This is a genomic window from Pseudomonas sp. WS 5011, from assembly GCF_012985775.1.
Lineage (GTDB): Bacteria > Pseudomonadota > Gammaproteobacteria > Pseudomonadales > Pseudomonadaceae > Aquipseudomonas > Aquipseudomonas peli.
The window spans coordinates 23811-50271 of the sequence record NZ_JAAQXA010000015.1; the positions used below are offsets into that span (position 1 = coordinate 23811).

At 62.7% G+C, this 26461-nt stretch carries 21 protein-coding genes; 11 read left to right on the top strand and 10 right to left on the bottom strand.

Annotated features, from left to right (window positions below; all coding sequences use genetic code 11):
• Positions 1-31 precede the first annotated feature (31 nt).
• Positions 32-457, top strand: coding sequence for an OsmC family protein (locus HBN63_RS15730; protein WP_170050087.1), 426 nt, complete (start codon positions 32-34; stop codon positions 455-457).
• On the opposite strand, the gene HBN63_RS15735 is transcribed toward HBN63_RS15730, so the two are convergent.
• Positions 458-877 (bottom strand): hypothetical protein, encoded by a 420-nt coding sequence (locus HBN63_RS15735; RefSeq protein WP_170050088.1) that lies wholly within the window; start codon positions 875-877, stop codon positions 458-460. It lies immediately after the preceding gene.
• Between the two features lie 109 nt (positions 878-986).
• Between HBN63_RS15735 and HBN63_RS15740 the strand changes: the two genes are divergently transcribed.
• Complete coding sequence (locus tag HBN63_RS15740) at positions 987-2039, top strand: aminopeptidase (protein ID WP_170050089.1); 1053 nt, start codon at positions 987-989, stop codon at positions 2037-2039.
• Positions 2040-2103: 64 nt separating this feature from the next.
• Positions 2104-2334, top strand: coding sequence for a DUF1161 domain-containing protein (locus tag HBN63_RS15745; RefSeq protein WP_090254486.1), 231 nt, complete (start codon positions 2104-2106; stop codon positions 2332-2334).
• A gap of 45 nt (positions 2335-2379) precedes the next feature.
• On the opposite strand, the gene HBN63_RS15750 is transcribed toward HBN63_RS15745, so the two are convergent.
• Both HBN63_RS15750 and HBN63_RS15755 read right to left on the bottom strand, forming a co-directional pair.
• On the bottom strand, positions 2380-3027 hold the full coding sequence (locus HBN63_RS15750) for an HAD family hydrolase (protein ID WP_170050148.1): 648 nt from the start codon (positions 3025-3027) through the stop codon (positions 2380-2382).
• 14 nt (positions 3028-3041) lie between these two features.
• Entirely contained in the window at positions 3042-3584 is a 543-nt protein-coding gene (locus HBN63_RS15755; RefSeq protein WP_170050090.1) for a gamma carbonic anhydrase family protein, read from the bottom strand.
• A gap of 172 nt (positions 3585-3756) precedes the next feature.
• On the opposite strand from HBN63_RS15755, the gene prlC reads away from it, so the two are divergent.
• The gene (prlC, locus tag HBN63_RS15760; RefSeq protein WP_170050091.1) at positions 3757-5805 is read left to right on the top strand and encodes an oligopeptidase A; all 2049 of its coding nucleotides are present in this window, start codon (positions 3757-3759) and stop codon (positions 5803-5805) included.
• A complete protein-coding gene (locus tag HBN63_RS15765) occupies positions 5802-6080 on the top strand; it encodes a YheV family putative zinc ribbon protein (RefSeq protein WP_090254479.1) in 279 nt (92 codons plus the stop codon). Before prlC ends, HBN63_RS15765 begins: the two co-directional genes overlap by 4 nt.
• A 46-nt stretch (positions 6081-6126) precedes the next feature.
• Here HBN63_RS15765 and HBN63_RS15770 read toward each other — a convergent pair whose 3' ends face one another.
• From HBN63_RS15770 to recC, 5 genes are all read right to left on the bottom strand, one after another.
• Positions 6127-6891, bottom strand: a complete 765-nt coding sequence (locus HBN63_RS15770; protein ID WP_170050092.1) for a transporter substrate-binding domain-containing protein — start codon at positions 6889-6891, stop codon at positions 6127-6129.
• A gap of 104 nt (positions 6892-6995) precedes the next feature.
• Positions 6996-7436 carry a hypothetical protein gene (locus HBN63_RS15775; protein ID WP_170050093.1) on the bottom strand — a complete coding sequence of 147 codons (441 nt, stop codon included), beginning with the start codon at positions 7434-7436 and terminating at the stop codon, positions 6996-6998.
• 7 nt (positions 7437-7443) lie between these two features.
• Complete coding sequence (gene recD, locus HBN63_RS15780) at positions 7444-9288, bottom strand: exodeoxyribonuclease V subunit alpha (RefSeq protein WP_170050094.1); 1845 nt, start codon at positions 9286-9288, stop codon at positions 7444-7446.
• Positions 9285-12830 (bottom strand): exodeoxyribonuclease V subunit beta, encoded by a 3546-nt coding sequence (recB, locus tag HBN63_RS15785; RefSeq protein ID WP_170050095.1) that lies wholly within the window; start codon positions 12828-12830, stop codon positions 9285-9287. The genes recD and recB overlap by 4 nt, the downstream gene beginning before the upstream one ends.
• Complete coding sequence (gene recC, locus HBN63_RS15790; RefSeq protein ID WP_170050096.1) at positions 12827-16081, bottom strand: exodeoxyribonuclease V subunit gamma; 3255 nt, start codon at positions 16079-16081, stop codon at positions 12827-12829. The genes recB and recC overlap by 4 nt, the downstream gene beginning before the upstream one ends.
• A gap of 339 nt (positions 16082-16420) precedes the next feature.
• On the opposite strand from recC, the gene HBN63_RS15795 reads away from it, so the two are divergent.
• The 4 genes from HBN63_RS15795 (at position 16421) to HBN63_RS15810 (ending at position 21058) form a co-directional block, all read left to right on the top strand.
• Positions 16421-18067, top strand: coding sequence for a Na/Pi cotransporter family protein (locus HBN63_RS15795; RefSeq protein WP_170050097.1), 1647 nt, complete (start codon positions 16421-16423; stop codon positions 18065-18067).
• A 153-nt stretch (positions 18068-18220) separates the two neighbouring features.
• Positions 18221-19210, top strand: a complete 990-nt coding sequence (locus HBN63_RS15800; protein WP_170050098.1) for a phospholipase — start codon at positions 18221-18223, stop codon at positions 19208-19210.
• Position 19211: 1 nt separating this feature from the next.
• Positions 19212-20462 (top strand): peptidyl-prolyl cis-trans isomerase, encoded by a 1251-nt coding sequence (locus HBN63_RS15805; protein ID WP_170050099.1) that lies wholly within the window; start codon positions 19212-19214, stop codon positions 20460-20462.
• The gene (locus HBN63_RS15810) at positions 20459-21058 is read left to right on the top strand and encodes a hypothetical protein (RefSeq protein ID WP_170050100.1); all 600 of its coding nucleotides are present in this window, start codon (positions 20459-20461) and stop codon (positions 21056-21058) included. The genes HBN63_RS15805 and HBN63_RS15810 overlap by 4 nt, the downstream gene beginning before the upstream one ends.
• A gap of 75 nt (positions 21059-21133) precedes the next feature.
• Here the strand turns inward: HBN63_RS15810 and HBN63_RS15815 are convergent, their stop codons facing one another.
• The gene (locus tag HBN63_RS15815) at positions 21134-23689 is read right to left on the bottom strand and encodes a TRAP transporter permease (RefSeq protein WP_170050101.1); all 2556 of its coding nucleotides are present in this window, start codon (positions 23687-23689) and stop codon (positions 21134-21136) included.
• 109 nt (positions 23690-23798) lie between these two features.
• Complete coding sequence (locus HBN63_RS15820) at positions 23799-24770, bottom strand: TAXI family TRAP transporter solute-binding subunit (protein WP_170050102.1); 972 nt, start codon at positions 24768-24770, stop codon at positions 23799-23801.
• 227 nt (positions 24771-24997) lie between these two features.
• Here HBN63_RS15820 and HBN63_RS15825 point away from each other — a divergent pair, with 227 nt between their 5' ends.
• The gene (locus HBN63_RS15825) at positions 24998-26023 is read left to right on the top strand and encodes an AraC family transcriptional regulator (RefSeq protein WP_170050103.1); all 1026 of its coding nucleotides are present in this window, start codon (positions 24998-25000) and stop codon (positions 26021-26023) included.
• A 30-nt stretch (positions 26024-26053) separates the two neighbouring features.
• Positions 26054-26455, top strand: coding sequence for a hypothetical protein (locus HBN63_RS15830; RefSeq protein WP_223181884.1), 402 nt, complete (start codon positions 26054-26056; stop codon positions 26453-26455).
• Positions 26456-26461: the final 6 nt, after the last annotated feature.

Below are 26461 nucleotides of genomic sequence, written 5' to 3' on the forward strand. Positions count from 1 at the left end.
AACCTGGTAACCCATGCACTGGAGAACTCGGATGAAGAAGACAGCATCAGCCCACTGGCAAGGTGGCATCAAGGACGGCAAAGGTACGATCTCGACCCAGAGCGGCGCCCTGAAAAGCGCGCCCTATGGCTTCAACACCCGCTTCGAAGATCAGCCGGGCACCAACCCGGAGGAACTGCTGGGCGCCGCTCACGCCGGCTGCTTTTCCATGGCGCTGTCAAAGGAGCTGGGCGAAGCCGGAATGACCGCTGAGAGTATCGACACACAAGCGGAAATCACATTGGACAAAGCCGACGGCGGTTTTTCCATCACCGCCGTGCATCTGACGCTCAAGGCGCGCATCCCCGGCGCCGACCGCGCGGCCTTCGAGAAAGCCGTAGAAACCGCCAAGAACGGCTGTCCAGTGTCCAAGGTGCTGAACGCAGAGATCACCCTAGAAGCGGTGCTCGACAGCTGATCAGAAGGTACCGCAGCGCAAAACCTTACCGCGCGCCAGCACGTTGCGTTGCTCGTCATACAGCCAGGCCTGCGCCTTCATCTGCATGGGCCTGGCTTCCAGCCGGTAGCGTTGGCCGGCCACGAAATTGTCATGCCGCACGCGAATTTCACAGGTCACCTGACGCGGCTCATAGGCCCCATCCAGGCCACCGCCGCCATTCACCTCGAACTGAAAGCGCGCCTGCAGCTCATGAGCACCAGCAGGCACCTGAAAGTAACGACCATCGTTGAGGCGCTGGCCATCAAGGCGATCGGCCATCAGCAGGGTGCCGGCATTACTGCGCAGGTCCACCCAGGCTTGGCTCGGATCAGGCGCAGGCACGGGAGAGGCGCAAGCGCTGAGCACCAGCATACCGCCAAGCAAAGCCAGGTAACGCATGGGACACCTCCATAAATCGCAACAACCGTTAGCCTACGCCGATCCCGTGCTGGAGGCAGCAGCGCCGATGCGCTAGCGTGACAGCCTGTTTACTCACGGGTACTGATCCATGTTCGACGTTCTGCTCTGGCGCTGGGTTCCGCTGGCCGCTGCGCTGCTGCTGAACGGCTGTAGCACCCTGGACTACTACAGCCACCTGGCCGGCGGGCAACTGCACCTGCTGCAGGCGCGCGAGCCGATTGCCGAGTTGCTGGAGAACCCGACTGCCGACCCCGAACTCAAGCAACGCCTGGCCCTGGCTCAGCAGGCGCGGGATTTCGCCAGCGCCCAGCTGAGCCTGCCCGACAATGACAGCTACCGCCTGTACGCCGATATTCAGCGGCCGTTTGTGGTGTGGAATGTGTTTGCCACCCCGGAATTTTCCCTATCGCCCGAGCTGCATTGTTTTCCCATCGCCGGTTGCGTGGCCTATCGCGGCTTCTACAGCCAAGGCCGCGCGCGCGGCGCGGCAGCTCTGCTGAAACAGCAGGGCCTGGACACCTACCTGGGCGGCGTCGAGGCCTATTCCACCCTCGGCTGGTTCGATGACCCGATTCTCAACACCATGCTGCGCTGGAGCGATGAGCGCCTGGTGGCGGTGATCTTCCACGAACTGGCGCACCAGCAGCTGTATGTGGCCAACGACACCGCGTTCAACGAATCCTTCGCCAGCTTTGTCGAGCGTGAAGGCCTAAGCCAATGGCGCATCAAACAGGGGCTGCCGCCTAACGATCCGCAGGGCGAACAGCAGCGCGAGCAATTTATCGCCCTGGTGCTGGCCAGCCGAGCTCGCCTGCAGCAGCTTTATGCCAGCGACCTGCCGCCCGCGCAGATGCGCAGTGGCAAGCAGGCCGAGATCGCCCGCCTGCGCGCCGAATACCATGCACTCAGCAAACGCGAGTGGGGCGGTAGCGGGCGTTACGACGACTGGATCAACGCGCCGATAAACAACGCCAAGCTGCTGCCGTTTGGCCTCTATGATCAATGGGTGCCGGCCTTCGCCGCGCTGTTTGAACACGTTGAGCGCGATTGGCCGCGCTTTTATCAGCGTGTCGCCGCCTTGGGCGAGTTGCCCGAACGCGAACGGCATCAGGCGCTGATGGACTTATCTGCGGGCTCTTAGAACTTACGTACCGAGTTCCCACTCCAACATCAGTAGTTTCTGTTCACGCAAAAGGAGCGATGCAATGAACAAATTCACCCTAGCCGTGCTGCTTGGCCTACTCAGCACCAGCGTGTTGGCCGCACCCAAGCCCTGCGAAGAGCTGCGTGCGGAGATCGAAGTGAAAATCCAGGCCGCCGGCGTTGCCAGCTACACCCTGGAAATCGTGCCCAACGAAGACGCCCAAGACCCCAATATGGTGGTCGGCAGCTGCGACGGCGGCACCAAGAAGATCATCTACCAGAAAAACGGCTAATCCTCGTATGCGGGCTGCCTGATCCAGGCAGCCCGCATACGACACTTACCGCACAAACGCCTGGTGCAACTCGGTCAGGCTGTGGAAGTGATAGGTCGGCGCTTCGGCCTGCAATTCGGCCAAGCTGCCAAAGCCATAACCCACCGCGGCCGCATCCAGGCCATTGCGTCGCGCGCCGATCAGGTCGTGCTTACGATCCCCGATCATCAGTGTGCTCTGCACCGGCAATTGTTCTTTTTCCAGCAGGTGGGCGATCAGCTCAACCTTGTCGGTACGCGTGCCGTCCAGTTCGCTGCCGTAGATCACCTTGAAGTGCTTCGCGAAACCAAAGTGCTTAGCAATTTGCTCGGCAAACACCGTCGGTTTGCTGGTGGCGACATACAGCGTGCGCTGCTGGTTCTGCAGCAGCTGCAACAGTTCGCCCACGCCGTCGAATAGCTGGTTTTCATACAACCCGACCTCGCGGAAGCGCTCGCGGTAATGGTTCACCGCCTGCCAGGCGGTGGCCTCGTCGAACTGGTAGGTCTGCATAAAACACTGCAGCAGCGGTGGGCCGATAAAGTGCTCCAGCGCCTGTAAGTCAGGCTCCTCAATGCCCAACTTGGCCAGCGCATGCTGCACCGAGCGGGTAATCCCCTCACGCGGATCGGTCAGGGTGCCGTCGAGGTCAAACAGGATGTTCTGGTAGTGCATCACGGGTTCGCTCATCAGCCGGCATAACCTTCCAGCAGATGCTGGTCCTTTAGCCGCACGTAGTTGGCCGCGCTGTAGCCGAAGTAACTGCGCTCCTTGTCTGTCAGTGGCCGCGCCTGTTTCACCGGGCTGCCGACGTACAGGTAACCGCTTTCCAACACTTTGCCCGGCGGCACCAGGGAGCCGGCACCGATCACCACCTCATCCTGCACCACGGCACCGTCCATGATGATGCTGCCCATGCCGACCAGAATGCGGTTACCCAAGCTGCAACCGTGCAAAGTGACATTGTGGCCAATGGTCACCTCGTCGCCGATATTCAGCGGAAAGCCATCCGGATTGAACGGTCCGGCGTGGGTGATATGCAGCACGCTGCCGTCCTGCACACTGCTGCGCTCACCGATGCGGATGCTGTGCATGTCGCCGCGGATCACCACCAGCGGCCACACCGAGCTGTCGGTGCCAATCTCCACATCACCCAGCACCACCGCCGAGGCATCGACAAATACCCGCTCGCCAAGCTGCGGGGTGAACTGCTGGTAAGTACGAATCGCCACGATAGAAACCTCTTAAGCTGCGTCTGGCCTTGATTGTAATTAAGATGGCACCCATGTTCAGGACAACTGCGCTGCTTTATGGCGCCCGCTGTCCATTCAAGCCTGCCCCTGGGAGCCTTTTGCGCCCGCCAGGGTCACAGCTGCAAACCCATTTCGTAACAGGTGACCTGTCGTGACTGCCACTAACCCGCTGCTGCAAGCCTTCGATCTGCCCCCCTACAGCGCCATCCGTCCGGAGCATGTCGAGCCCGCCGTCGAGCAGATTCTGGCCGACAACCGCGCCGCCATGAGCCGTCTGCTGGAACAACAGGCCGCTGACCCAAGCTGGGACGGCCTGGTGCTGGCCCTGGACGAACTGGGCGCGCGCCTGGGCCGCGCCTGGAGCCCGGTCAGCCACCTGAACGCCGTGTGCAACAGCGTCGAACTGCGCGCCGCCTATGAGGCCTGCCTGCCCAAGCTGTCCGAATACTGGACCGAGATCGGCCAGAACCAGCCGCTGTTCCAGGCCTATCAAGCGCTGGCTAACAGCCCCGCAGCAGCCGGTTTCGACGTGGCGCAGAAGACCATCCTCGAACATGCCCTGCGCGATTTCCGCCTGTCCGGTATCGACTTGCCGGCCGAGCAGCAGAAGCGCTACGGCGAGATCCAGATGAAGCTCTCCGAACTGGCCAGCAAGTTCTCCAACCAGCTGCTGGATGCCACTCAGGCCTGGACCAAGCACGTCACCGACGAGGCCGCTCTGGATGGCCTGACCGATTCGGCCAAGGCGCAGATGAAGCAAGCCGCAGAGGCCAAGGGCCTGGACGGCTGGCTGATCAGCCTGGAATTCCCCAGCTATTTTGCGGTGATGACCTACGCCAACGACCGCGCCCTGCGTGAAGAGCTGTATGCCGCCTACTGCACCCGCGCCTCCGACCAGGGGCCGAATGCCGGGCAGAACGACAATGGCCCGGTGATGCAGGAAATCCTCGCCCTGCGTCAGGAGCTGGCCAAACTGCTGGGCTTCGGCAACTATGCCGAGCTGAGCCTGGCCAGCAAAATGGCTGAAACCACCGATCAGGTGCTGCACTTCCTGCGCGACCTGGGCACTCGCGGCAAGCCATTTGCCGGACAGGACCTGCGCGAACTGCAAGCCTTCGCCAGTGAGCAGGGCTGCAACGAGCTGCAAAGCTGGGACGTCGGCTACTACAGCGAGAAACTGCGCGAGCAGCGCTACAGCATTTCCCAGGAAATCCTGCGTGCCTACTTCCCCATCGACAAGGTGCTGACCGGTCTGTTCGCCATCGTCGAGAAACTCTACGGCATCCAGATCAACGAACTGTCCGGCTTCGACACCTGGCACCCAGATGTGCGCCTGTTTGAAATCACCGAAAACGGCGCGCACGTCGGGCGTTTTTTCTTCGACCTCTACGCCCGCGCCAACAAGCGCGGCGGTGCGTGGATGGACGGCGCGCGTGACAAACGTCGCACCGCCGATGGCACGCTGATCAGCCCAGTGGCCAATCTGGTGTGTAACTTCACCCCTGCCGTCGGCGACAAGCCAGCGCTACTCACCCACGATGAGGTCACCACCCTGTTCCACGAATTCGGCCATGGTCTGCATCACTTGTTGACCCGCGTTGAACACGCTGGCGCGTCCGGCATCAACGGCGTGGCCTGGGATGCCGTGGAGCTGCCGAGCCAGTTTATGGAGAACTGGTGCTGGGAGCCGGAAGGCCTGGCGCTGATCTCCGGCCATTATGAAAGCGGCGAACCGCTGCCGCAGGACCTGCTGGACAAGATGCTGGCGGCGAAGAACTTCCAGTCCGGCTTGATGATGGTGCGGCAGATCGAGTTCAGCCTGTTCGACTTCGAGCTGCACGCCACCCACGGCGACGGTCGCAGCGTGCTGGACGTGCTCGAAGGCATCCGCCAGGAAGTCTCGGTGCTGCGTCCACCCGCCTACAACCGCTTCCCCAATAGCTTTGCGCACATCTTCGCCGGCGGTTACGCGGCCGGTTACTACAGCTACAAATGGGCCGAAGTGCTGAGCGCCGATGCCTTCTCCAAGTTTGAGGAAGAAGGCGTATTCAACAGCGCCACTGGACAAGCCTTCCGTGAAGCCATCCTGGCGCGCGGCGGCTCGCAGGCACCGATGGTGCTGTTTGTGGATTTCCGTGGCCGCGAGCCGTCGATCGACGCGCTGCTGCGCCACCTTGGTTTGAGCCAGGAGGCCGCATGACAGATGCACCTGTGAATATCAGCGCAAAACGCTTTATCGCCGGCGCGGTCTGCCCGGCGTGCAGCGAAATGGACAAGATCCAGATGTGGAACGTGGACGGCGTGCCGCACCGCGAGTGCATCGGCTGCGGCTACGCCGACACCCTGGACGAACGCGGCAACTCAGTGCCGCGTGAACTGCCCACACGGGTCAATATCAGCGCCCTGAAACCCAAGGTTGCCGACCCCAAAGTGCAGGTAGTGCAGTTCTTTCCTAACCCCAAACTTAAGAAATAGCTGGGTGTCCGCCAGGGATGGCCGGCCATAAAGCCACTGCGCTAACTCAGGGCGCAGCGACCTCACTCTGCTGCAGGTTGCGCTCAAGCATGCGCTGATAATCGCCACTGGCGCGCAACTGCGCCAAGCCCTGATTGAACTGCGCGATGATCACCGCCGCCTGCGGGTGGCTGCGCGGTACGATCAGGTGCAGGGTGCTGCGGTTGATGGCGCTGTTGGAGCGACGAAAGCGTTCTAAAGGCACACCGCTCAATTGCAACGCGGTCTCGCCCAGGCGTCGATCCGAGATAAAAAAATCATCGCGGTCCATCAACAACAAACGGGCGCACTCATTCAATCCGGTAGGGGAATGCCGGCGTAACTGCCCATCATCCAGCAACTGCTGAATGATGGGTGGCGGCTGCCAACCCAGCGGGTAGCAGAGTCGCAACCCTTGCATACTGGGGACATCATCGACTTCGATCACCTCACCTGCCCGACTAAAAATATACTGCTCGGCGGTAAACAACGGCTCCGAGTAGAGAAACACCTCTTCACGCTGCGCAGTGCGGACATACGGGAATGTGGCGTCGTAATCGCCTTGCAGGGTTTTCAGGTAACCGCGCTTCCAGGGCTGCCAGTCCAGGCTGCTGGCGATGCTGCTGCGCTGCAACGCCGCACGCACCAACTGCGTCAGCATGCCACCCGCAGGCAGCGCCTTACCGGTAAAGGGCGCGTAGTCATCGCCGGTGACTAGGCGCAACGGCGCCGCCAGGACGCTGGTGCTGAGCGCCAGGCTTAAGAACAAACAGATAAGTGTTCGAATGCGCATTGCGCCTCAACCTTAGCGGTCAGCACCGCGGCGGATCGCAAAACTCAGTAATTGCTTTCGCAGTGTAGGCGTTCAGACGGATTACACGGCAGCCTACAGCAACGTCAGCGGCGGTATTGACGGATCACGCCCAGCAGAAAAAACATCATCCCCAGCCCAAATGCCAACAACGCGATGATCGGCCCCCAGTGACCAACCAAAGCTTGCAAACCCTCCAGTAGCAAACTACTCAAGTATGTCTTACGCCCTGAAGAGCTGGGTACATAAATACCCTGCAACCAGGTTTCGTAGGCACCGTATAAGGGCAGCAAACACAATGGCAACAGCAGCAGGCATAACCAGAAGCCCACATTGCTGGAACCAAATAAAGCTCTGCTACGGTAGCCTTCTTGAATCAACTTGAAGCTACAAACCGCGGCATAGGCCACGCCGGCAATAAGCAGATAACTCTGATAGCTACCGGGGCTTCTCCACAGACCAAGGCTGGCGACACCCCCCAACGGCAAAAAAAGCACAGCCCATATCGTCAGAAAAACATACTTCATACGGTCCTTAGAAAAGCGAAAATTGAGTGGAGCCGTCTGCTGCGAATGGCTGCGGCGTTGCTATTAAAGACGTTGTGGCCAACCGCTCAGCCAAACCAGCCGCCCGCTCGGCGCGGGTGGCCACGGCTTCGCTTAAACGCGCCGGCAAACCCCAGATTTCCACCTTGTGTTTGGCGCGGGTGATGCCGGTGTAGAACAGGCTGCGCGTCAGCAGGGGGCTGGGTTGTTCGGGCAGCACCAGCAGCACTTCGCTGAATTCCGAGCCCTGGCTCTTGTGCACGGTCATGGCGAAGGCGCTGTCGTGGCTGGGCAGGCGCGCCGGGGCGAAGGGGCGGTAGCCTTCTTCACCCTCAAAGAACACTCGCAGGCCGTACTCAGTGTGCAGGCAGAGGCCGATATCGCCATTGAATAGGCCGAGGGCGTAGTCGTTCTGTCGCACCATGATCGGCCGGCCGACGTACCAGCGCTCGCGGCTAGCGACCTGACTGCGGCGTTTGATCCGCGCTTCCAGCGCTTCGTTGATACCGGCCACACCCCAGGCGCCTTCGCGCTGGGCGCAAAGCGCGCGGAAGGTATTGAACGCGGCGAAGGCTGCCGCTGGGTCGGCGCTTTTGGCGGCGCTGATATAGGGCGAATAGCCCTGATCCAGACGTTCCAGCAGCTCGTTGGGCGTCGGCTGGGCATTCCAGGCCAGATCACTGCGATCGTCCTTGAGCAGGTTCAGCGTACCGCTGACATCGCCGCCGTTAATGCGCCGCGCCAGCTCACCGATGCCGCTGTCGCCGGCAAAGCGGTGGCTGTGGGTCAGCAGCACCACGGCGTCGCCGAGCTGCGAGCTAGGTTGGCTAACCGGCACCTGCTGGCCGGTGATGCGTTGCAGTTCGCTCGCCGCCTGAGCATCAAAGCCACGGCCCTCGCAGAGTTCGGCAAACACCGCACCGGCTTCCACGGCGCAGAGTTGGTCCTTGTCGCCGAGCAGGATCAGCCGCGCCGTGGGCGGCAGGGCATCGAGCAGTTTGGCCATCAGCGCCAGATCGACCATCGAGGCTTCGTCCACCACCAGCACATCCAGCGCCAGCGGGTTGGCCGCGTGATGGCGCACTTGTGGGCTGTCGCCCCCGCTGCCGAGCAGGCGATGCAGGGTGCGCGCCTCATCCGGCAAGGCGGCTTTGATCGCCTCGCTGACCGGCAATTCGGCTTTGGCACTGCGGATCGCTTCGGCCATTCGCGCCGCGGCTTTACCGGTAGGTGCGGCCAGGCCGATGGCCAGCGGAGCGCCGCCCGGATGTTCGCAGCCAGGTTGCTCTAATAACGCGGCGAGCAGACGCACAACGGTAGTGGTTTTACCGGTGCCTGGTCCGCCGGAAATCACCGCCAGCTTGCGCCGCACCGCTTGCGCGGCGGCCAGGCGCTGCCAGTCAGGTTGTTGCTGGTTAAAGGCGAATAGACGGCCGAGGCTTTCGCTCAATTGCGCCTCATCCACCGCAGGTAGATCGGCCGCACGCAGCAACAACTGTTCGGCTAACTGGCGTTCGTAGGCCTGGTAGCGCGCCAGATACAGGCGGCCGTGCTCAAGAATCAGCGGGGCGAAATCGCCATCGCCGCCCACCAGGGACGAGGCTTCAAGCTGCGCCTGCCAGTCGCCCAGCGCCGGCAGGCGGAAATCCTGTTCGGGCCAGGGTCGCTGCCCCGCTAGACGCTCAAGCGGCAGGCAGACATCACCCTTATCCAGGGCCGTGCACAGCAGCGCGGCCGAAACCAGCACCACGGGTGAGGCCGCAGGATCGAGGCGCTGCAGGCTATCGACCAGGGCGCGCTCCAGCGGGCCGAGGGGCAGATCGTTAAGCATCACGCGCCCTCCGCAAACAGATTATCCAATGCATCCAAAAGCCCATCGCTGGGCCGCGAAAAATATACGCCAGCATCCGGCATGCCGCGCAGAAACAGGTAATACGCGCCGCCCAGCTGCTCATTCTGGAAGTCATCCAGACGCTGACGCAGAAAGCGCCGCAGCGCCACTAGGTAGATCAGGTATTGCAGGTAGTAATGCTCGGCAGCCAGGGCCTGCAGCAGGCGTTCGCCGCCGTAGTAGCTGGCGTCTGGGCCGAGCCAGTTGGACTTGTAGTCGGCGATGTACCAGCGCCCATCGTGCTCGAAGGTCAGGTCGATAAAGCCCTTGAGAAAGCCCCTGAGGCTGTCGAATTCAAGGCGTGCCGCCGCCTCGCGCATCGGTGCCGCCAGGCCAAGGGCCGGGTCGCAGAGAATCGCGCGCAGGCGTTGCACATCCAGCCCCGCCAGAGGGAAGGTAAAGCCCAGTTCGGGCAAGCGTCGCGTCGGATTCAGATCGGCGAGGGTCAGACCCTGGCCGTCCAGATTGGTGTCGATGACTTGTTGCAGATGCTCAAGCGCCACGGCCTGCCAGTCGTTGCTGATGCCGTGGCCGCTCAGCCCCGGCTCGATCAGCTCAGCCAGTGCGCCTTTGCCGCGCGCCCAATCTTCGAGGATGGCGTGCAGGCAGGTACCGGCCCGCGCGCCCCGGGGAAAGGCGAAGAAGCCAGTGCCCGGCTCGCTGGCGTCCGGCAGCACCAGGCCGTCGCGGTCCGGCGCTTCCATATGCATTCCGGCGGCTAAGCCCGAGAAACTGCCGATGCGCCAGGCGCTGTGTAGGCTGCGCTGCAGGGTGGCGAGTTGCTGCGGGGCTGGGGCGCGCTGCTCGCCGGCGGCGCTGGCCTCGCTGTCACGCAAGGGTTGAATGGCCATCTGGCCCTGGCTGCTGGCGACCAGTAGCTCGATTTCGGCCCGCAGTTCTTGCGGGCTGAGGCTTTGCAGGTGGCCGGCCAGGTCGGCCAGGGCATCTTCACCCGGCAATTCGCGGCCGTGCAGCAGCCAGGCCAAGGCGCTGCTGTGCAGTCCGCTGTCGCCGAGGGTGCCGTCCTTTTTCGGCTTACAGTCCACCGGTCCCCAGTGCAGCCACAGGCGATCCCGCGCACGGGTCAGGGCAACGTAGGTCAGGCGCAGTTTTTCGGCGAAGCGTTCGTGGCGGGCGCGCTGGCGGTGCACGTCGAGCTGTTCGCTGCCTAGGTCCAGCAACGGCGTGCCGTCGTCGGCGTGGCAGCTGATGTCTTCATGCTGGCGCAGCAGCGCGCCGTCCCACAGGTAGGGGCAGAACACTAGCGGGTATTCCAGGCCTTTAGAGGTATGGATGGTGACGATCTGCACGCGCTCGGCATCGCTTTCCAAACGCAGCAAGGCGTCTTCGCCGTGAGCTTCGGCGCTGCGTTGGGCGTTGAACCAAGCGAGCAATTGCTCCAGACCGGGGCGTTGCAGGCTTTCGCTTTGCAGCAGCTCGGCCAGGTGCAGCAGGTTGGTCAGACGGCGCTCGCCATCCACCAGGGCCAGCAGCCGCTGGGCCACCTGTTGCTCATCCAGCCAGGCGCGGAAGGCGCGCATAAAGCCTTGTTGCTGCCAGAGTTGGTGGTAGCGCTCGGCGGCTTCGCGCTCGCGGTCCCAGGCTTGGGCATCCTCGCTGCAGGCGGCCAGATCGGCGGCGCTACGGCCCAGCAAACGGCTGGCCAGGGCATAACGCAAAGCACCCTCGCGGCCCGGTTCGGCGTAGGCGGCGAGCACGGCGGACAGCTCATCGGCCTCCTCGCTGTGCCAGACGTTCTCCTTGCCCCGGCGCACGCTGGGCACGCCACGGGCGGCCAACTCGGCGGCCACTTCGCCAGCCTGACGGTGACTGGCGACCAGCACGGCGATATCCCCGCCTTTAAGCGGGGTACGCGTGCCGTCTTGCTCAAAATACGCCTCGCCACGGCTGCTGGCGCTGAGCACCGCTGCGATACGCCGCGCGGTGTCGCGAGCAACTAACGCCCCCGCTTCACCCTTGCCCAGATAGTCGTTATCCAGCCAGACCAACGCCAGCGGCGCGTCGGTTTCATCCTCAATACGCGGCAACACCAGTTGCGCCCGCGCCTTAGTGCTGGCCCCGACCTGCTGGTAAGCCAAGCCCTTCTCGGCAAATGGCATAGGCCGGTCGAACAGCTGATTCAGCGCAGCGATCAGCTCGGGCGTGGAGCGGTGGTTGGTGGCCAGGCTGTACTGGCGCGCGGCTTCGCTGCGGGCTTTTAAATACGTGGCTAAGTCGGCACCCCGGAAGGCGTAGATTGCCTGCTTAGGGTCCCCCACAAAACACAGATCGCCGGCATCCTGATAAATGCGGTGAAACACCCGGTACTGCACCGGGTCGGTGTCCTGAAACTCGTCGATCAGCGCCACCGGATACTGCGTGCGCAGGGTGCTGGCCAGCTGCTCGCCGCCCTCGCTCTGCAAGGCTTGCTGCAGCTTGTTGAGCAGGTCATCGAAGGCCAGCAAGCGTTGCGCCGCCTTGCGTGCGGGCAGTTGCTCGTTGAGCTGGTGGATTAGGCGTACTTGCAGATCAATCAGGCGTTGCTCGGCTTCGGGTTGCGCGGCATCGAGGGCATCGCAGAGTTCCTGCAGCGCGGCGGCCAGCGGATTGGCGGGGGCTTCGCAGCCCTTCTTGCTGGCCTTGTTCAGCCCTTCGCGGGCCAGGCGGCGATGCGCTTCGGTCTTGCTGAACAGCGCAGCGGCGTCGCTGAAATAACCGTCTAGCTCGGCCTGCCAGACGCCCAGTTTGGCCGCGTTGCACATATTGCTCTTGAAGCCATCGAAGGCTTTGAGCTGCGCCAGCCAGCCGGCGCTTTCGCCCTGCCAAAGACGTTGCGCCTGCTGCCACGCGGCGCGCAGGGCACTCATCTCACTGCGCGTGCCGGGTTGCGGTTCGATGCGCAGGTAGGGTTTGCCCAAGTGGTTGCGCAAACGCTGACGCAGAACCTGCGGGGTGATTTTTTGCTGCACCAGAAACGCCGCCCATTCCGGCTCGGCGCTGGCCAGTTCATGCCGCCAAAGGTCGGCGAGCAGGGCGTCGATAATTTCGCGGTCGTCGTGGGTCAGCTCGTTGTCAAAGTCGCCACCCGCTTCAAACGCGGCGTCCTGCAAGGCGCGCTGACAGAATCCGTGGATGGTGAAGATCGCCGCTTCGTCAAAGCCATGAACCGCCAGCAGCAAACGCCGGTGGCTGGCGGCATCCGGGTACTGGGCGCGCAGTTCATTGAGCAAGGCGTCGTCGCCCGGCCCCTGTTCATACACCGCCAGCAACTCGGCCAGGCGCTTACGAATGCGCTCGCGCAGCTCGGCGGTGGCGGCAGTGGTAAAGGTCACCACCAGAATCTGGCTGACGCTGAGCTGCTTCTCCAGCAACAGACGGGCGTACAGCGCGGTCAGGGTCCAGGTTTTGCCGGTGCCGGCGCTGGCTTCGATCAGCGAGCGGCCGGTGAAGCTGTCGTGCAGCAGGTTCAGGCTGGCGCTGCTCATGCTTCGTCCTCGTCACTGTCTTGCAGGGCGTCCAGCGCTGGGCCGTAGAGTTGTTCGGCCAACACCTCAAAGCGCTCATCCAGCGCTTCACGGTCGCGGAAGGCCAGGGCATTCCAGGGGTCTTGGCCTTCGCCGGCCATAAAGTCATTGCCTTGCCACATCACCCGCGCTTCGCTGCGGGCGGCGTCAATCGGCTCCTTGCGCCCGGGGTTGCGCCATTTGCGGGCGAAACCGTGGCTGCATTTGGCGAACAGCGGCAGCGGCTCGCACAGCGCGCTTTTGTAGGCTTCGAGCCAGGGTAAGAGCAGCTCACGGGCATTGGTCAACGCGCCCAGACGCCATTCGCTTTTTGGTGAGAGCAGGCGGCTGTCGCGGCTGATGTCAGGCGTGGCAGCGCAGTTGAGCAGCAGATGGCGCAACCAGAACGGCGCCAGCTCCCAGGCGCCGAGATCACGCAGGCGGTAATCAAACAACCCCTCACTGGTCACGCCATCCAGCCAGCCGTGGATGCGCACACCCGCCAGCTCGATATCGACCAACAGCGGTTGCGGCGCGTCGTCCGGGCGTTCGTCGAACAGGGTTGGGGCGAAGGCGCGGATTGGCCCGCGAATTTGCCCCCAATGCGCCTGGCCTAACTCGCCCACCGGCAGCCAGCCGGACGCGGCGGCCACGGCGCGTTCCTGGCGTTCGCTCCAACCGTTCTCGACGGCCTGCAATGCCAGCTGGCGCAGGCCGTGCTGGCGGGTCCACTCGACGCTGAACGGCTCGTCGCCGGCCAGGGTTTCCTCGCTCTGCGCTAGGCGCAGGCCGAGACGTTGTTCCAGCAGGTAGCGCGCTGGATGTTTAAAGCAGTGGATCAGCTGGCTGGGTTCGATGCTCAGCCAGTCTTGATCCGGCTTATCCAACGGACTGGCAAAGGGCGCGGGGGCTTGCACCGCCTGACTCAAACGCTGCGCAGCGTGGAACCAGGGCGCGGCAAAGCCGGCATGGCGGTTGCCGGCGAAGTTACCCGGCGCGAAGGGTTGCAATGGATGGTGGTGAGTAACCCTTGCGCTGGCCGGGCCGTTGCCATCTACCGCCGTGAGGTCGACCACATCCAGCAATTCGCTGACCAACACCGAAGGCGGCAGCTCGGCGTTGCTGCGCGGGTCGCGGCCGACGTAGCTCAGGTATAGGCCGCCACGGGCCGAGAGCAAGGTTTCCAGCAGCAGGTAACGGTCGTCCAGACGGCGTGCGCGGTCGCCACGGCGGGGTTTCTGGCCGATCAGGTCAAAGCCTGCTGCCGGGGTGCGGCGCGGCAAGGCACCGTCATCCAGACCGAGCAGGCAGACCAGACGAAACGGCAGGCTGCGCATCGGCACCATGGTGCAGAAGGTCACCGCGCCGGTGAGAAAGCCAGAGGCGGCGCTGCCCTGCTCCAGAGCAGCGGTCAGCTGCTGGCGGATCAGCGCCAGCTCAATCGGCCGCTCGACCCCCGAAGCGGCGCCCTGCTCCTTGAGCGCGGCGCAGGCCTTGGACAGTAGCAACAGGGTCTCGCCGGCCTCGCGTTCATCAAACAGCTGATCGATCAGCCCTTGCAGGGAGTCGGCCCATTCGCCCAGTGCGCGCGGCCGTTGCAGGCTCTGCGCCAACGCGGCCAAACGCTCGACAAAACCAGCCAAGCGCCCGAGCAGTTGTGCGCGGCCACCTTCCAGCGCATCCAGCGGCCAACTGTCGCCCAGCAACGGTGCGGCAAGGCCTGCTAATTGCGGCGGCGCGGCAAAGCCCAGCAGCAGGCGGTCCAGCCCTTGTCGCCAGGTAAAGGCTGCGTCGGACGGCAGGCCCAGTTGCTCGCGGTGCATTTCATCGCGGCCCCAGCGCACGCCGGCGTCGCGCAGCCAGTCGCGTAGCAGCGGCAGGTCTTCCGCCTCAATGCCGACACGGCGGGCAATGGACGGCTGTTCCAGCCAGGCCAAAATTTCTTCGGCAGCAAAGCGGCTGTCCGGCAGCGCCAGCAGGTTGAGGAAGGCTTCGATCAGCGGGATTTCCGCGCGCAGGCTGCGGTCGGCCAGGCTGAACGGCACGCGCGGTACACCTTCACGCGGGGCGAACACCGCTTCGATATAGGGCGCATACCGCTCGATGTCCGGGGTCAGCACCACCACCTGATCGGGCGTCAGCGCGAGGTCGGCGGCAAAGCGGGCGAGCAACTGGTCATGCAGGATTTCCACCTCGCGCAGCGGCGAGTGGGCGACGTGCAGCTCCAGCGAGCGGTCGTCTTCGCGCAGCAGCAAACGCTCATCGGCGGTGCGGGTGTGCAGGCGCAGGATGTCGTTCTGCAATGCCTGCAAAAGGCTGGCGTCGTGCAGGTCAACGTCTTCGGAATACAGGCCGAATTCCTGACTGCCCTCGCTGGAGGCCAGGCTAAACAGGCTGTCGAAGAAATCGCGACCCTGCTTGCCCAGGCTGGCCAGCAGCGGATGGCCGACATCCAGATACCAATCGTCCGGACTGAGTTCAGGCTGCCTGGCCAACTCACGAATATCGCGAATCTCGCCCCAGGCTTCGCGGCACGGGTTGAGGGCGAAAACAATCACCTGGGTATGCCGCGCCAGGCCTTCGAGCACACGCATATGGTGCGGCGGCAGCGAGCTGATGCCAAACACCAGCACGCGCTCGGGCAGCCCGGCGATGGGCGTGGCGTCATACAGGCGGGTGAGCAGCTCTTCCAGCAAACGCGCGCGGTGTGGATGGCCGTCTTTGGTCAGCTCGCGCCAGAGCAGCGCCTGCCAGCCTTCATCCGGGCCGAGATCGAGCAAGTCGTTGCGCTCCCAGGCGGCCAGCCAGTCGTCGCGATAGAGCAGGTATTGGTCGAATACGTCGGCGATCTTCACGGCCAATGACAGCCTGCGGCGCTCATCGCCACCATCCAGATAATGTGCCAGGCGCGGCGCTTCAGCCAGATGGGCCGGCTCGCACAGCCAGTCATACAAACGCCAGCTCAAACTGCTGGGGCTGAACGCCGACTGCTCCGGCAATTGCCCCAGGCACAGGCGCGAGAGGTCCCAGACGAACTTGGCCGGCAGCTGCACCTCCAGCTGCATGGCAATGCCCTGCTTGCGCGCCAGCTCCAGGGTCAGCCAGCGCCCCATGCCCTGACTCGGCACCACCACCAGCGCCGGCGCAAAGGGCTCACGCATCGGCGTGGCGAGCAGGGCGGTGGCCAGCTCGCCAAGGGTTTCCAGGTCAGGGGCGTGATAAAGCGTGAGCATCAGAGGGGGCGCTTCCGTTCAGTAGCGGGCAAGAACCTGCTCACGACCTGCTGCGCGTCGGCCTGGCGGCGTTAAAAACAGCCTCGGAATGCTCATTTACAGCTCGTAAACTCCGCTTCCTCGGCCGTTTTTGCCTTGCTCGGCTCTAGCTCGCTAGATCGTAAACAGGTTCTAAGGTTATCAGCTCACGCAGCTTGACGGGATTAAGCGACAGCCTGTGTCGCTCGCTGGCGCGCAGCGCCAACCTCAGCTAAAGCTAAGCATAGGGCTTTAGCCTTTATAACAAGTAAAAACCACGCGTCACGCTGCAACCGGGCGGGCGCGCCAGGGAGCAGCACCATGCTCACCCTGCTGAATCTTCTGTCTGCCGTCGCCTTGCTGATCTGGGGCACCCATATCGTCCGTACCGGCATCCTGCGGGTGTATGGCTCGCACCTGCGCAAGGTGCTTAGCCATAACGTCAGCAAGCGGCCGCTGGCGTTTGCCGCCGGCATTGGCGTTACCGCACTGGTGCAGAGCAGCAACGCCACCGCGTTACTGGTCACCTCGTTCGTTGCTCAGGGCTTGATGGCATTGACCCCGGCGCTGGCGATCATGCTCGGTGCGGATGTCGGCACCGCGCTGATGGCGCGGGTGCTGACCCTAGACCTGAGCTGGCTAAGCCCGTTGCTGATTTTCCTCGGCGTGATCTTCTTTCTGTCGCGCAAACAGACCCGCGCCGGCCAGCTAGGCCGCGTGGCCATCGGCCTGGGGCTGATGCTGCTGGCGCTTGAGCTGATCGTCGCCGCTGCCACGCCGATAACCCAGGAGCAGGGCATTCGCGTGCTGTTCGCCTCGCTGACCGGAGACCTGCTGCTGGATGCGCTGGTCGGCGCGCTGTTTGCGCTGATTTCCTATTCCAGCCTGGCCGCCGTGCTGCTCACAGCAACCCTGACTGGCGCCGGTTTGATTAGCCTGCCGGTGGCCATCGGCCTAGTGATTGGCGCCAATATCGGCAGCGGCGTGCTGGCCTTTCTCACGAGCAGCCTGCAAACCCCAGCCGGCCGCCGGGTGGCCATGGGCAGCCTCCTGTATAAGCTGATCGGCCTGCTGCTAGTGATGCCGCTCCTCGATCCGCTGGCCAACTGGCTGGACAGCCTGAACTGGCGCCCCGAGGAGCTGGTGATCGGCTTTCACCTGCTCTACAACGGCCTGCGCTGCGTGCTGATGCTGCCCACGGTCGGGCTGATGGCGCGCTTCTGTAATTGGCTGCTGCCGGATCGCCCGGACGAAAACGGCGTCGCCCGCCCGCGCCACCTCGACCCTACCGCGCTGGCCACACCGAGCCTGGCGCTGGCCAATGCGGTGCGCGAAACCCTGCGCATCGGCGACCTGATCGAGACCATGCTCAACCACCTGCTGGAAGTCCTGAGTGGCGGGCAAACCGCCCTGGGCAAAGAGTTGCGCCGCCTGGATGACGATGTCGATGCGCTCTATAGCGCGGTCAAACTCTACCTGGCGCAGGTGCCACGCGAGGTGCTGAGTGAGCACGACAGCCGGCGCTGGGCGGAGATCATCGAGCTGGCGGTGAACCTGGAACAGGCTGGCGACATCATCGAACGCATGCTCGGCAAAGTGCAGGATCAGAAAACCGCGCAGCGCCATTCGTTTTCAGACAGCGGCCTGGAGGAACTCACCACCCTGCACGCCCAACTGCTGGCCAACCTGCGCCTTGGCCTCTCGGTGTTTCTCTCTGCCGACAAAGAAAGCGCGCGCCAGCTGCTACGCGAAAAACGCCGCTTCCGCGCACAGGAACGCCGCCTGGCCCACGCCCACGTCAGCCGTCTGCATCATCAGGTGGTGCAAAGCATCGAAACCAGCGCTCTGCATATGGAGCTGATCGCCGATATGAAGCGCCTCAACTCACTGTTCTGCGCCAGCGCCTATGTGGTGCTGGAAAGCAGCGAGACAGGGGCCTTGCATCAGGAAGACAACGGCGCGGATTAAGACAAACAAGAAAATTGGTCTATACCACCAAACCTTAGTTGGGTTGAGGCTACTCGGCGCATCAGCTTTAAGTTGGCGTGCGGCATTGCAACAGTTCTGCCATCAATGACCGCTAATACTGCTCAACTCCAACAACAAAAGAGCGCCTTCCCTATGAAAAACCTCACCTCCCTGGTCGTTGGTCTAGGCCTGGCATTCAGCGCCAGCCACGCCAGCGCCTGGTCGCAACCTACGCACAAGAACATCGTCAAGGACGCCCTGGCCTTCCTCAATTCGGCCCATGCCACGCCCGAGATGAAACGCGCCTACCAGTTCTACGTCGGCGCCGCCGGCAGCGAAGCCCGCGCCGGGGAAATCCTCGGCCAGGCGGCCTACGACGTCGATGACTTCCAGGACACCCGTCTGGGCGGCTGGTGGGTCGGCTATGAGCACGCGCCGGTGTATGGCGCCGCCGCTTCTCTGGTCAACTACACCTCGTACTGGCACTTCATCAACATGGCCCGCCAGGGTGACGCCCACGGCAACGACCACGGCGGCTACGACTACCGCTACCGCAAGGTGGATGGCAGCTGGAGCGGCGACGTTGACTGGTACGCCATGGTTTACCTGTACAACCGCGAGCTGAAGAAAAGCGACTTCGACACTACCGAAGCGCATTACCGCCAGGGCACCTCCTCCAACTGGCAAACGCACTACGGCGACTTCCAGACGGCGGCCTTCCAGCCCATCGATAACCTGGCCAAGTACTGGTTCGATCAGTTCAAGAACGCGCCGTCCCTGCAAACCATCGGCTACTCGTTGCACACCACCGGCGATGTCGCGCAGCCGCACCATGCCTGGGTTACGTCGGGCAATGGCCACTCCGGCTGGGAAGGCTGGGTGGATGACCATTACTTCAGCGAAGGCCTGAACAATATCGCCGCCGTGGCCAACCGCGTCGGCAGTTACGATCCGCAAAAGCCGATCCGCGATCTGCTGACCCAGACCGCCCAGGTCGCCTACCAGCGCCCCGAGCCGCTGTATGACACCAGCTACGCCACCCGCCTGCGGGTTGCCAAGGAGCTGATTCCGGAGTCCATCGCCCTCACCGTCAGCGTGCTGACCAAGGGCGCCAACACCTTCTACGGCCAGGGTGGCCTGTAAGGTGCGCGCGATCATCCAGCGCAGTTTGCTGGTACTGGGGCTGACCGGCATATGCCTGTCAGCCCTGGGCAGCCAGGACATGCGCATCAACGGTGAACGCCTGCCCGGTAAAAGCATCGGCCTGCTGGAGCAGGCCATGACCCGGGTCAAATTCAATACCAACCTGCGCCTGCTGCGCACGGGCCTGGCGGAAAACCACCTGCTGGCCCGCGAGGTGGAAGCCGAACTGAATACCAAATACAGCGGCGATCTGGATGCCTTGGTCGAACGCGAAGCCGCCAACCTGATCGAGCAGGTCTACGGCCGCCAGTTCGATCACGATGTCCGGCCCTTTCTGCGCCAACCACAGGCGCTGAGCAGTGCACGGCTGCGTCAGGTGCTGACCACGCAGACCCAAGGCGTGGTGCTCGACAGCCTGCAGTTGAGCCCCCAACAACAAGCAGATGCCGCCCAGGTGCAGCTAATCAGTTGGCAATTTCCCGGCCAGGCCGAACAACGCCTGAACCTGCTGGAGCTGTATCAAGGCGACAACGTACAAGGCCGGGTGGAGCTGCAGCAGGGCAACCTGGTGTACCTGGCCGAACAGGTGCGTCAGCAGGCGCTGCGTGACTACCTCTGGTATCAACTCGGAGAGAAAGGCTTTAGCGCGGACGAACAGGCCGGCATCCGTCAGCTCGTGCGCGACAAACTCGTCCGCCACAAGTACCTGCATCAACTTGGCCTGCACAACGACTTCCACCATGAAACCGCCAGCCTGCGCGAGCGCGCCGGCAAGGTCAGTGACGTGGATGCCGAGGCCTACTACCAACGCAATCTGCAGCTCTATCTCAACGTTGCTCAGGTGCAGGCCAGCCATATCCGTTTGGCTGATCAAGCCAGTGCTGACCGGGTGCATGCCGAACTGCAAAAGGGCCTGAGTTTCGATGATGCCGTACGCCGCTACTCACTGGCCGAAAGCAAGAATCAAACGCCGCCCGGTGACCTTGGCCTGATTCGCCCACAGGATGCGCAGCTGGATTTTCTGCGCAAGACCGCCCTGCTGCAGAAGGCCAATAGCATTTCCCAGCCGATGCTGATCGACGGCGCGTTTGAGATCGTCAAAGTGCGCAGCCGTGAGGATCGGCAGCTACCGCTGAGCGACCCCAGCGTACGTTATGAGGTCAACCAGGCCGTGGCCAAGGAACAGCTGACACAAGCCTTCCAGGCTCGCATCGACGCTCTACTGGCCAACGCCAAGGTAGAAGGACTATGAGGGCCTGGCTCGGCATCGGCATGCTCGGAGTGATCACCGCGGTGACCATCGTCGTTGTGCGCACGCCCTTGGCCGGCACCGCGCCAACTGTTGCAGCGCAGGCCGCAACGCCGATCAGCCCGCCCATCCGCTTGCCAGAGATGCCCGCCGCCCTGCCGGCACAGCAGCCCGCTGCAACCCCAGCGCCCGCAGAAAAACCGGTGGAAGAAGCGCCCAGCGAACCGCAACTGAATGCTCAGGAAGCGCAAATGCTGATCCAGCTAATGGCTGACCAAGGAGACCCACGCAGCCCGGCCCTCGGCCAACTGAAACCGCGTCAACCCGCATCCGCCGCCCAGCTGGCCGACCCAGCGCAGTACAGCGCCTTCGAGGACCAGCAAACCCGCGACCAGATCATGGCCTACGCCAGCGGCGTGCAGCAGATCCCCGCCATCCGCGAACGCATCGAACAGGCCGCGCAATCCGGCGAACGCAACCAAACCGAACTCGACGAAGCCCGCGCCGCGCTGGAGCAACTGGAAATGCTGCAGAGCAAACTGCAAAGGGAGGGGCCGGAGTTGTTACCTGGCGGCCATGCAAAACCGGCCTCGCCCTGAACCAAGCGAGCACAAACAATAAAGGCAGCCGAAGCTGCCTTTATTGTTAAACGACGCCGGGCAAAGATCAGCCGCTTAGGCTTCTAGCTTACGCCGGCGACGCTGCAACCAGACCACCAGAGCGAACAGCAGGAAGCCCGGAATCCACATCAGCTCCTTGGTCCAGCGATCCGTTGGGGCGCGAACCTTGAGGATCTCCTGATCGAACTCCAGGCCGGCTTCGGCTGCTGGGCTGCCGAAGGTGACGCTGTCGACCAGCACCTTGCCGCCCTCTTCATAGGTCAGCAGGCCGAGCTTCTCCAGGCGCTCTTCACCCGTGGCGCCTTCCGGCACAGGCAGCAGCAGGCTGAACTCGCGGGCATCGCCCACGGCATCCTCACCTTTGATGCGCAGACGCAGCTGGCTGCCATCGGCTACATCACCCAGGGCCTGGGCCAGTTGTGCCGGCGGAATGTCGCGGTAAGGGTCGTGCACGATGTCCATCCAGAAGCCCGGACGGAACAGGGTGAAGGCCACCAGCAGCAGCAGCAGGTTCTCGTACCAGCGGCTGCGCACCAGGAAGTAACCCTGAGTGCCAGCCGCGAAGATCAGCATGGCAACGGTGGCGATGATAAATATCAGCACACCGTGCCAGAAATCCACGTCGATCAGCAGCAGGTCGGTGTTGAAGATAAACAGGAACGGCAACACCGCTGTGCGCAGGCTGTAGTAGAAGGCCTGAATCCCGGTACTGATGGGGTCGCCCTTGGACACTGCCGCCGCCGCGAACGAAGCCAGGCCCACCGGCGGCGTCACGTCGGCCATGATGCCGAAGTAGAAGACGAACAGGTGCACCGCGATCAGCGGCACGATCAGGCCGTTCTGCTGGCCGAGGGTGACGATCACCGGCACCAGCAGGCTGGACACCACAATGTAGTTGGCAGTGGTCGGCAAGCCCATGCCCAGCACCAGGCTGAAGATTGCCGTCAGCACCAGCATCAGCAGCAGGTTGCCCATCGACAACAGCTCGACCAGATCGGCCAGCACCAGACCCACTCCGGTTTGCGACACCGCGCCGACGATGATGCCCGCCGCCGCCGTGGCAATACCGATGCCAATCATATTGCGCGCACCGGCAATCAAGCCTTCACGCAGGTCGATCACGCCGTCCATAAACGAGCCGTGAGCATGCGTGCCGTCTGTACGCAGCCAGGTCAGCAACGGGCGCTGGGTCAGCAGGATGATCACCAGCATGACGCTGCCCCAGAAGGCCGACAGGCCGGGAGACAGACGCTCGATCATCAGGCACCAGACCAGCACCACCACCGGCAGCAGAAAGTGCAAACCGGAAAGCAGCACGGCGCGGGTTTGCGGCAGTTTGTCGAGCGGCGCATCCGGGTCTTCCTCGGGCAGCACCGGTACGCTGGCGGCGATTTTCAGCAGGCCCAGGTAGACCAGCGCCAGCAGCGCGCCGATACCCGGCAGGGCATATTCACCCAGCGCCGGCTTGAGCCAGCCGAGGCCGTAATACACCGCCAGCGACAGGCCGCTGATCAGCGCTGCACCGAAGGCGAAACCGGTCAGGCGACGCAGCCAGGGCTTGGGCTGATTGCCGCCCACTGGTTGCAGGCCGAGCTTCAGCGCTTCCAGATGGACGATATACAGCAGGGCGATATAGGAAATCGCCGCCGGCAGGAAGGCGTGCTTGATGATCTCGACATAGGGCATGCCGATGTACTCGACCATCAGAAAGGCCGCTGCCCCCATCACCGGCGGCATGATCTGGCCATTCACCGACGACGCCACTTCCACCGCGCCGGCCTTCTCGGCCGAGAAGCCAGTGCGCTTCATCATCGGAATGGTGAAGGTGCCGGTGGTCACTACGTTGGCAATCGACGAGCCGGAGATCAGTCCGGTCAGCCCCGACGCCACCACTGCGGCCTTGGCCGGACCACCGCGGAAGTGACCAAGCATGCTGAAAGCCAGCTGAATAAAGTAATGCCCCGCGCCGGCCCGTTCGAGCAAGGCACCGAACAGCACAAAGAGAAACACGAAGCTGGTGGATACGCCAAGGGCGATGCCGAACACCCCTTCGGTGGTGATCCACTGGTGGTTGGCCATGGCATTGAAGCTGACCCCACGGTGCGCCAGCATCCCCGGCATATAGGGCCCGGCCAGGCTGTAGACGAGGAACAGCAGGGCGATGATCGCCAGTGGTGGGCCAAGCACTCGGCGGGTGGCTTCCAGCAGCAACGGGATGCCGATGCACGCGGTCAGCATGTCCGCAGTGGTCAGGCTACCGGGGCGCAACGCCAACTGCTGGTAGAAAATAAACAGGTAGGCGGCGCTGGCGGCAGCGACCAGACCTAGGGCGATATCCAGCAGCGGCACGCGGTCACGCGGCGACTTGCGAAAGGCAGGGTAGGCGAGAAACGCCAACAACAGGGCAAACGCCAGGTGGATAGCGCGGGTTTCGGTGTCGTTGAACACACCAATACCGAACACAAACGGCAGCGGCGAGGCGATCCACAGTTGAAACAGCGACCAGAGCAGAGCCAGGCCGGTGATCACCTGGGCCATGGCTCCCAGCGGGGTGCGCGCACCGACATCCTGGGCGATCAGTTCTTCGGTGGACAGTTGCTTGTCATGCATGGGTTGAACCTGCATTCGAGAGTACGGAAAACGGCAAAACCCGCAGCCTTGCAGCTGCGGGTTTGCTTATCTAGAGACACTAGCCCGTTTGACGGGCAGCGTGGGCCGCTTACAACCAGCCGCGCTCTTTGTAATAGCGCACGGCACCTTCGTGCAGCTCTGCGCTAAGGCCGACTTTGATCATGTCTGCTTCTTTCAGGTCGGCAAATGCAGGGTGCAGACGCTTGAAGCGATCAATGTTGTCGAATACCGACTTAACCAGCTGGTAGACCACTTCAGGACTGGCATTGGCCGAGGTGGAAAGCACCGCCTTGCCGCCAATCGACGGAGTTGGCGCGTCGTTGCCCTTGTACACGCCGCCAGGGATATCGGCCTTGGTGTAGTAGCTCTTCGCAGCCAGCAGCTTCTCGATTTCCGCACCGGTCACCGGCACCAGTACCGCGTCGGTGGTGGTGGTGGCTTCCTGGATCGCGCCATTCGGATGGCCAACGAAGTAGGTCATCGCGTCGATATTGTTGTCGCCCAGGGCAGAAGCCTGCTCAGCCGGCTTCAACTCGGCGGCCAGGGAGAACGCGGAACGGTCCCAGCCCTTGACCTGCATGATCTCTTCCAGGGTGTCGCGCTGACCGGAACCTGGGTTGCCGATGTTTACACGCTTGCCTTTGAGGTCATCGAAGCTGGCGATATTGGCATCACGGCGGGCGAGGATGGTGAACACCTCACTCTGCAGCGAGAACACGGCACGGATGTCCTCCATGGCGCCTTCTTTCTCGAACGGCGCGACGCCCTTCATGGCCTTGAACTGGTGGTCCGACTGCATGATGCCGAAATTGAATTCGCCACTGCGGATGCCGTTGACGTTGGCCACGCCGCCGCCGCTGGCTGGCGCGTTGCACTTGATGCCGTGCTCAGCCGCACCGCGATTGAGGAAGCGGCAGATTGATTGACCAGCAACGTAATAAACGCCGGTTTGACCACCGGTGCCGATGGTGACGAATTTCTCTTCGGCCTGTACGGCGCTGCTCAGGGTAATACCTGCGAGTGCAGCCGACAGGGCCCATGCCAGGGATTTACCTTTCATGGGAGTTCTCCTTTTCTGTTTATTTTTGAGCCGGCCGCACCTTTTGAGTGCGCCCGGAGGACAAGAGTCTAACCGCTCAGCCACAGGTTGCACGGAGTAATACCGACGCTCCTGGTAACCAAGTGTTAGAGAGAGTCGTTGCCGTTTCGTTCGCTGCTGCGCGAATGGAACAGATTCTAGACGTCTTAACGCTACCTTCAGGCCACAGCTTTGGGCAGAATCAAGCCATGCCTAAAAACCCACTCGACTCGCAACACACCTCCGTCAGCGCCAGCATCACCCTGGCGGTACTGCATGCCGCCAGCCGCCTGGGCGTTGATCGCGCTCAATTGATGAGCGCCTGCGAACTGCACGACAGCCAACTCAGCGACCCCGATGCGCGCGTGCCTTTCGCCACTCAGGAACAACTGTGGCAACACCTCAGCCGTATCGAACATGCCGAACCCGGCCTGGCCCTGGGCTGCAACCTCGCCCCTGGCCCGTTCAGCGTGCTCGGTTACCTGTTGCAGAGTAGCCCGACCCTTGGCGACGCGCTGGCCGCCGGGCTGCGCTATCAGCGTCTAGTGGGTGAGGGCGGCGAGGTGCAATTGCGTGAGCAAGGCGAGGAGCTGCAACTGCTCTACCGCCCGCTGCACCCCGAGCTGCCGGCCACCCGCACCCGCGTACTGGCACTGATGGCCTGCTGGGTACAGATGCTGCATCCGCTGCTGGATAACTGGCAGCTGCTGCGCGCGCAGTTCGCTCACCCCGAGCCGCCGACGTTGGACAGCTACCGCGAGACTTTCGCCTGCCCGCTGCAATTTGCCGCCAGTGATTACGGCATCGTCCTGCCGCGCAGCCTGGCCCGCGCGCCGCTTATCCAGGCCAACCCGCCGCTGCAAAACCTGCTGCGCCAGCATGCCGAAGCCCTGCTCGCACGCCTGCCCAGCGAAGGGCTAAGCGCCCGTGTGGTGGCCTTACTGGGTGAGCAACTGGCGCGCGGCGAGCCGGACCGCAGCGAACTGGCACGCCATCTGCACCTGAGTGAACGCACCCTGCAACGTCGCCTGGCCGATGAAGGCTGCAACTACCAGCAACTGCTGAATGACACCCGCCAGCAACTGGCCGAACAACACCTAAGCACCGGCGACTTACCCGCCGCAGAAATCGCCCTGCTGCTGGGCTACTCGGAACCCAGCGTGTTCTTTCGCGCGTTTCGCCAATGGACTGGGTTAACGCCAGGCGAGTATCGGGCGCGGCAGAAAGCCAAGTAACTATCTATTAAGTATCTTCAAGGGAGCAACATGGAACTTAAAGTAGGAAACTTCACCTTCGGAAGGTGCGACAAAATGGCTGCAGAATGGATGCATCAACACGGCCAAGTTTTACTGAAGTATTCTTTATCAATCATATTTATTTGGCTTGGAGCGCTGAAACCGCTTGGCTTGAGCCCAGTAAATGATCTGATAACCAACACAATAACCTGGCTTCCTCCCGACATCTTTATCCCTATTCTGGGGTACTGGGAGATGGCCATCGGTATATGCCTGCTTTTTAGACCACTCCTGACAATTGCCCTGACCCTACTGTTCTTACAGTTGTTCGGAACTATCCTCCCGTTATTTGTACTGCCTGAAATCTGCTTTATAAAATTCCCTTACGCCTTAACTCTTGAAGGGCAATACATAGGCGGTTGCAGGAGCTGAGTGCAA

What these genes read in the sequence shown, in the direction of transcription:
- HBN63_RS15750 (WP_170050148.1), bottom strand. Translation starts at nt 3,027, where the DNA reads ATGCACTACCAGAACATCCTGTTTGACCTCGACGGCACCCTGACCGAT.
- recB (WP_170050095.1), bottom strand. Translation starts at nt 12,830, where the DNA reads ATGAGCAGCGCCAGCCTGAACCTGCTGCACGACAGCTTCACCGGCCGC.
- HBN63_RS15830 (WP_223181884.1), top strand. Translation starts at nt 26,054, where the DNA reads ATGGAACTTAAAGTAGGAAACTTCACCTTCGGAAGGTGCGACAAAATG.
- recC (WP_170050096.1), bottom strand. Translation starts at nt 16,081, where the DNA reads ATGCTCACGCTTTATCACGCCCCTGACCTGGAAACCCTTGGCGAGCTG.
- HBN63_RS15730 (WP_170050087.1), top strand. Translation starts at nt 32, where the DNA reads ATGAAGAAGACAGCATCAGCCCACTGGCAAGGTGGCATCAAGGACGGC.
- HBN63_RS15800 (WP_170050098.1), top strand. Translation starts at nt 18,221, where the DNA reads ATGAAAAACCTCACCTCCCTGGTCGTTGGTCTAGGCCTGGCATTCAGC.
- HBN63_RS15810 (WP_170050100.1), top strand. Translation starts at nt 20,459, where the DNA reads ATGAGGGCCTGGCTCGGCATCGGCATGCTCGGAGTGATCACCGCGGTG.
- HBN63_RS15735 (WP_170050088.1), bottom strand. Translation starts at nt 877, where the DNA reads ATGCGTTACCTGGCTTTGCTTGGCGGTATGCTGGTGCTCAGCGCTTGC.
- HBN63_RS15745 (WP_090254486.1), top strand. Translation starts at nt 2,104, where the DNA reads ATGAACAAATTCACCCTAGCCGTGCTGCTTGGCCTACTCAGCACCAGC.
- HBN63_RS15815 (WP_170050101.1), bottom strand. Translation starts at nt 23,689, where the DNA reads ATGCATGACAAGCAACTGTCCACCGAAGAACTGATCGCCCAGGATGTC.
- HBN63_RS15820 (WP_170050102.1), bottom strand. Translation starts at nt 24,770, where the DNA reads ATGAAAGGTAAATCCCTGGCATGGGCCCTGTCGGCTGCACTCGCAGGT.
- HBN63_RS15765 (WP_090254479.1), top strand. Translation starts at nt 5,802, where the DNA reads ATGACAGATGCACCTGTGAATATCAGCGCAAAACGCTTTATCGCCGGC.
- HBN63_RS15825 (WP_170050103.1), top strand. Translation starts at nt 24,998, where the DNA reads ATGCCTAAAAACCCACTCGACTCGCAACACACCTCCGTCAGCGCCAGC.
- HBN63_RS15795 (WP_170050097.1), top strand. Translation starts at nt 16,421, where the DNA reads ATGCTCACCCTGCTGAATCTTCTGTCTGCCGTCGCCTTGCTGATCTGG.
- HBN63_RS15770 (WP_170050092.1), bottom strand. Translation starts at nt 6,891, where the DNA reads ATGCGCATTCGAACACTTATCTGTTTGTTCTTAAGCCTGGCGCTCAGC.
- HBN63_RS15775 (WP_170050093.1), bottom strand. Translation starts at nt 7,436, where the DNA reads ATGAAGTATGTTTTTCTGACGATATGGGCTGTGCTTTTTTTGCCGTTG.
- HBN63_RS15740 (WP_170050089.1), top strand. Translation starts at nt 987, where the DNA reads ATGTTCGACGTTCTGCTCTGGCGCTGGGTTCCGCTGGCCGCTGCGCTG.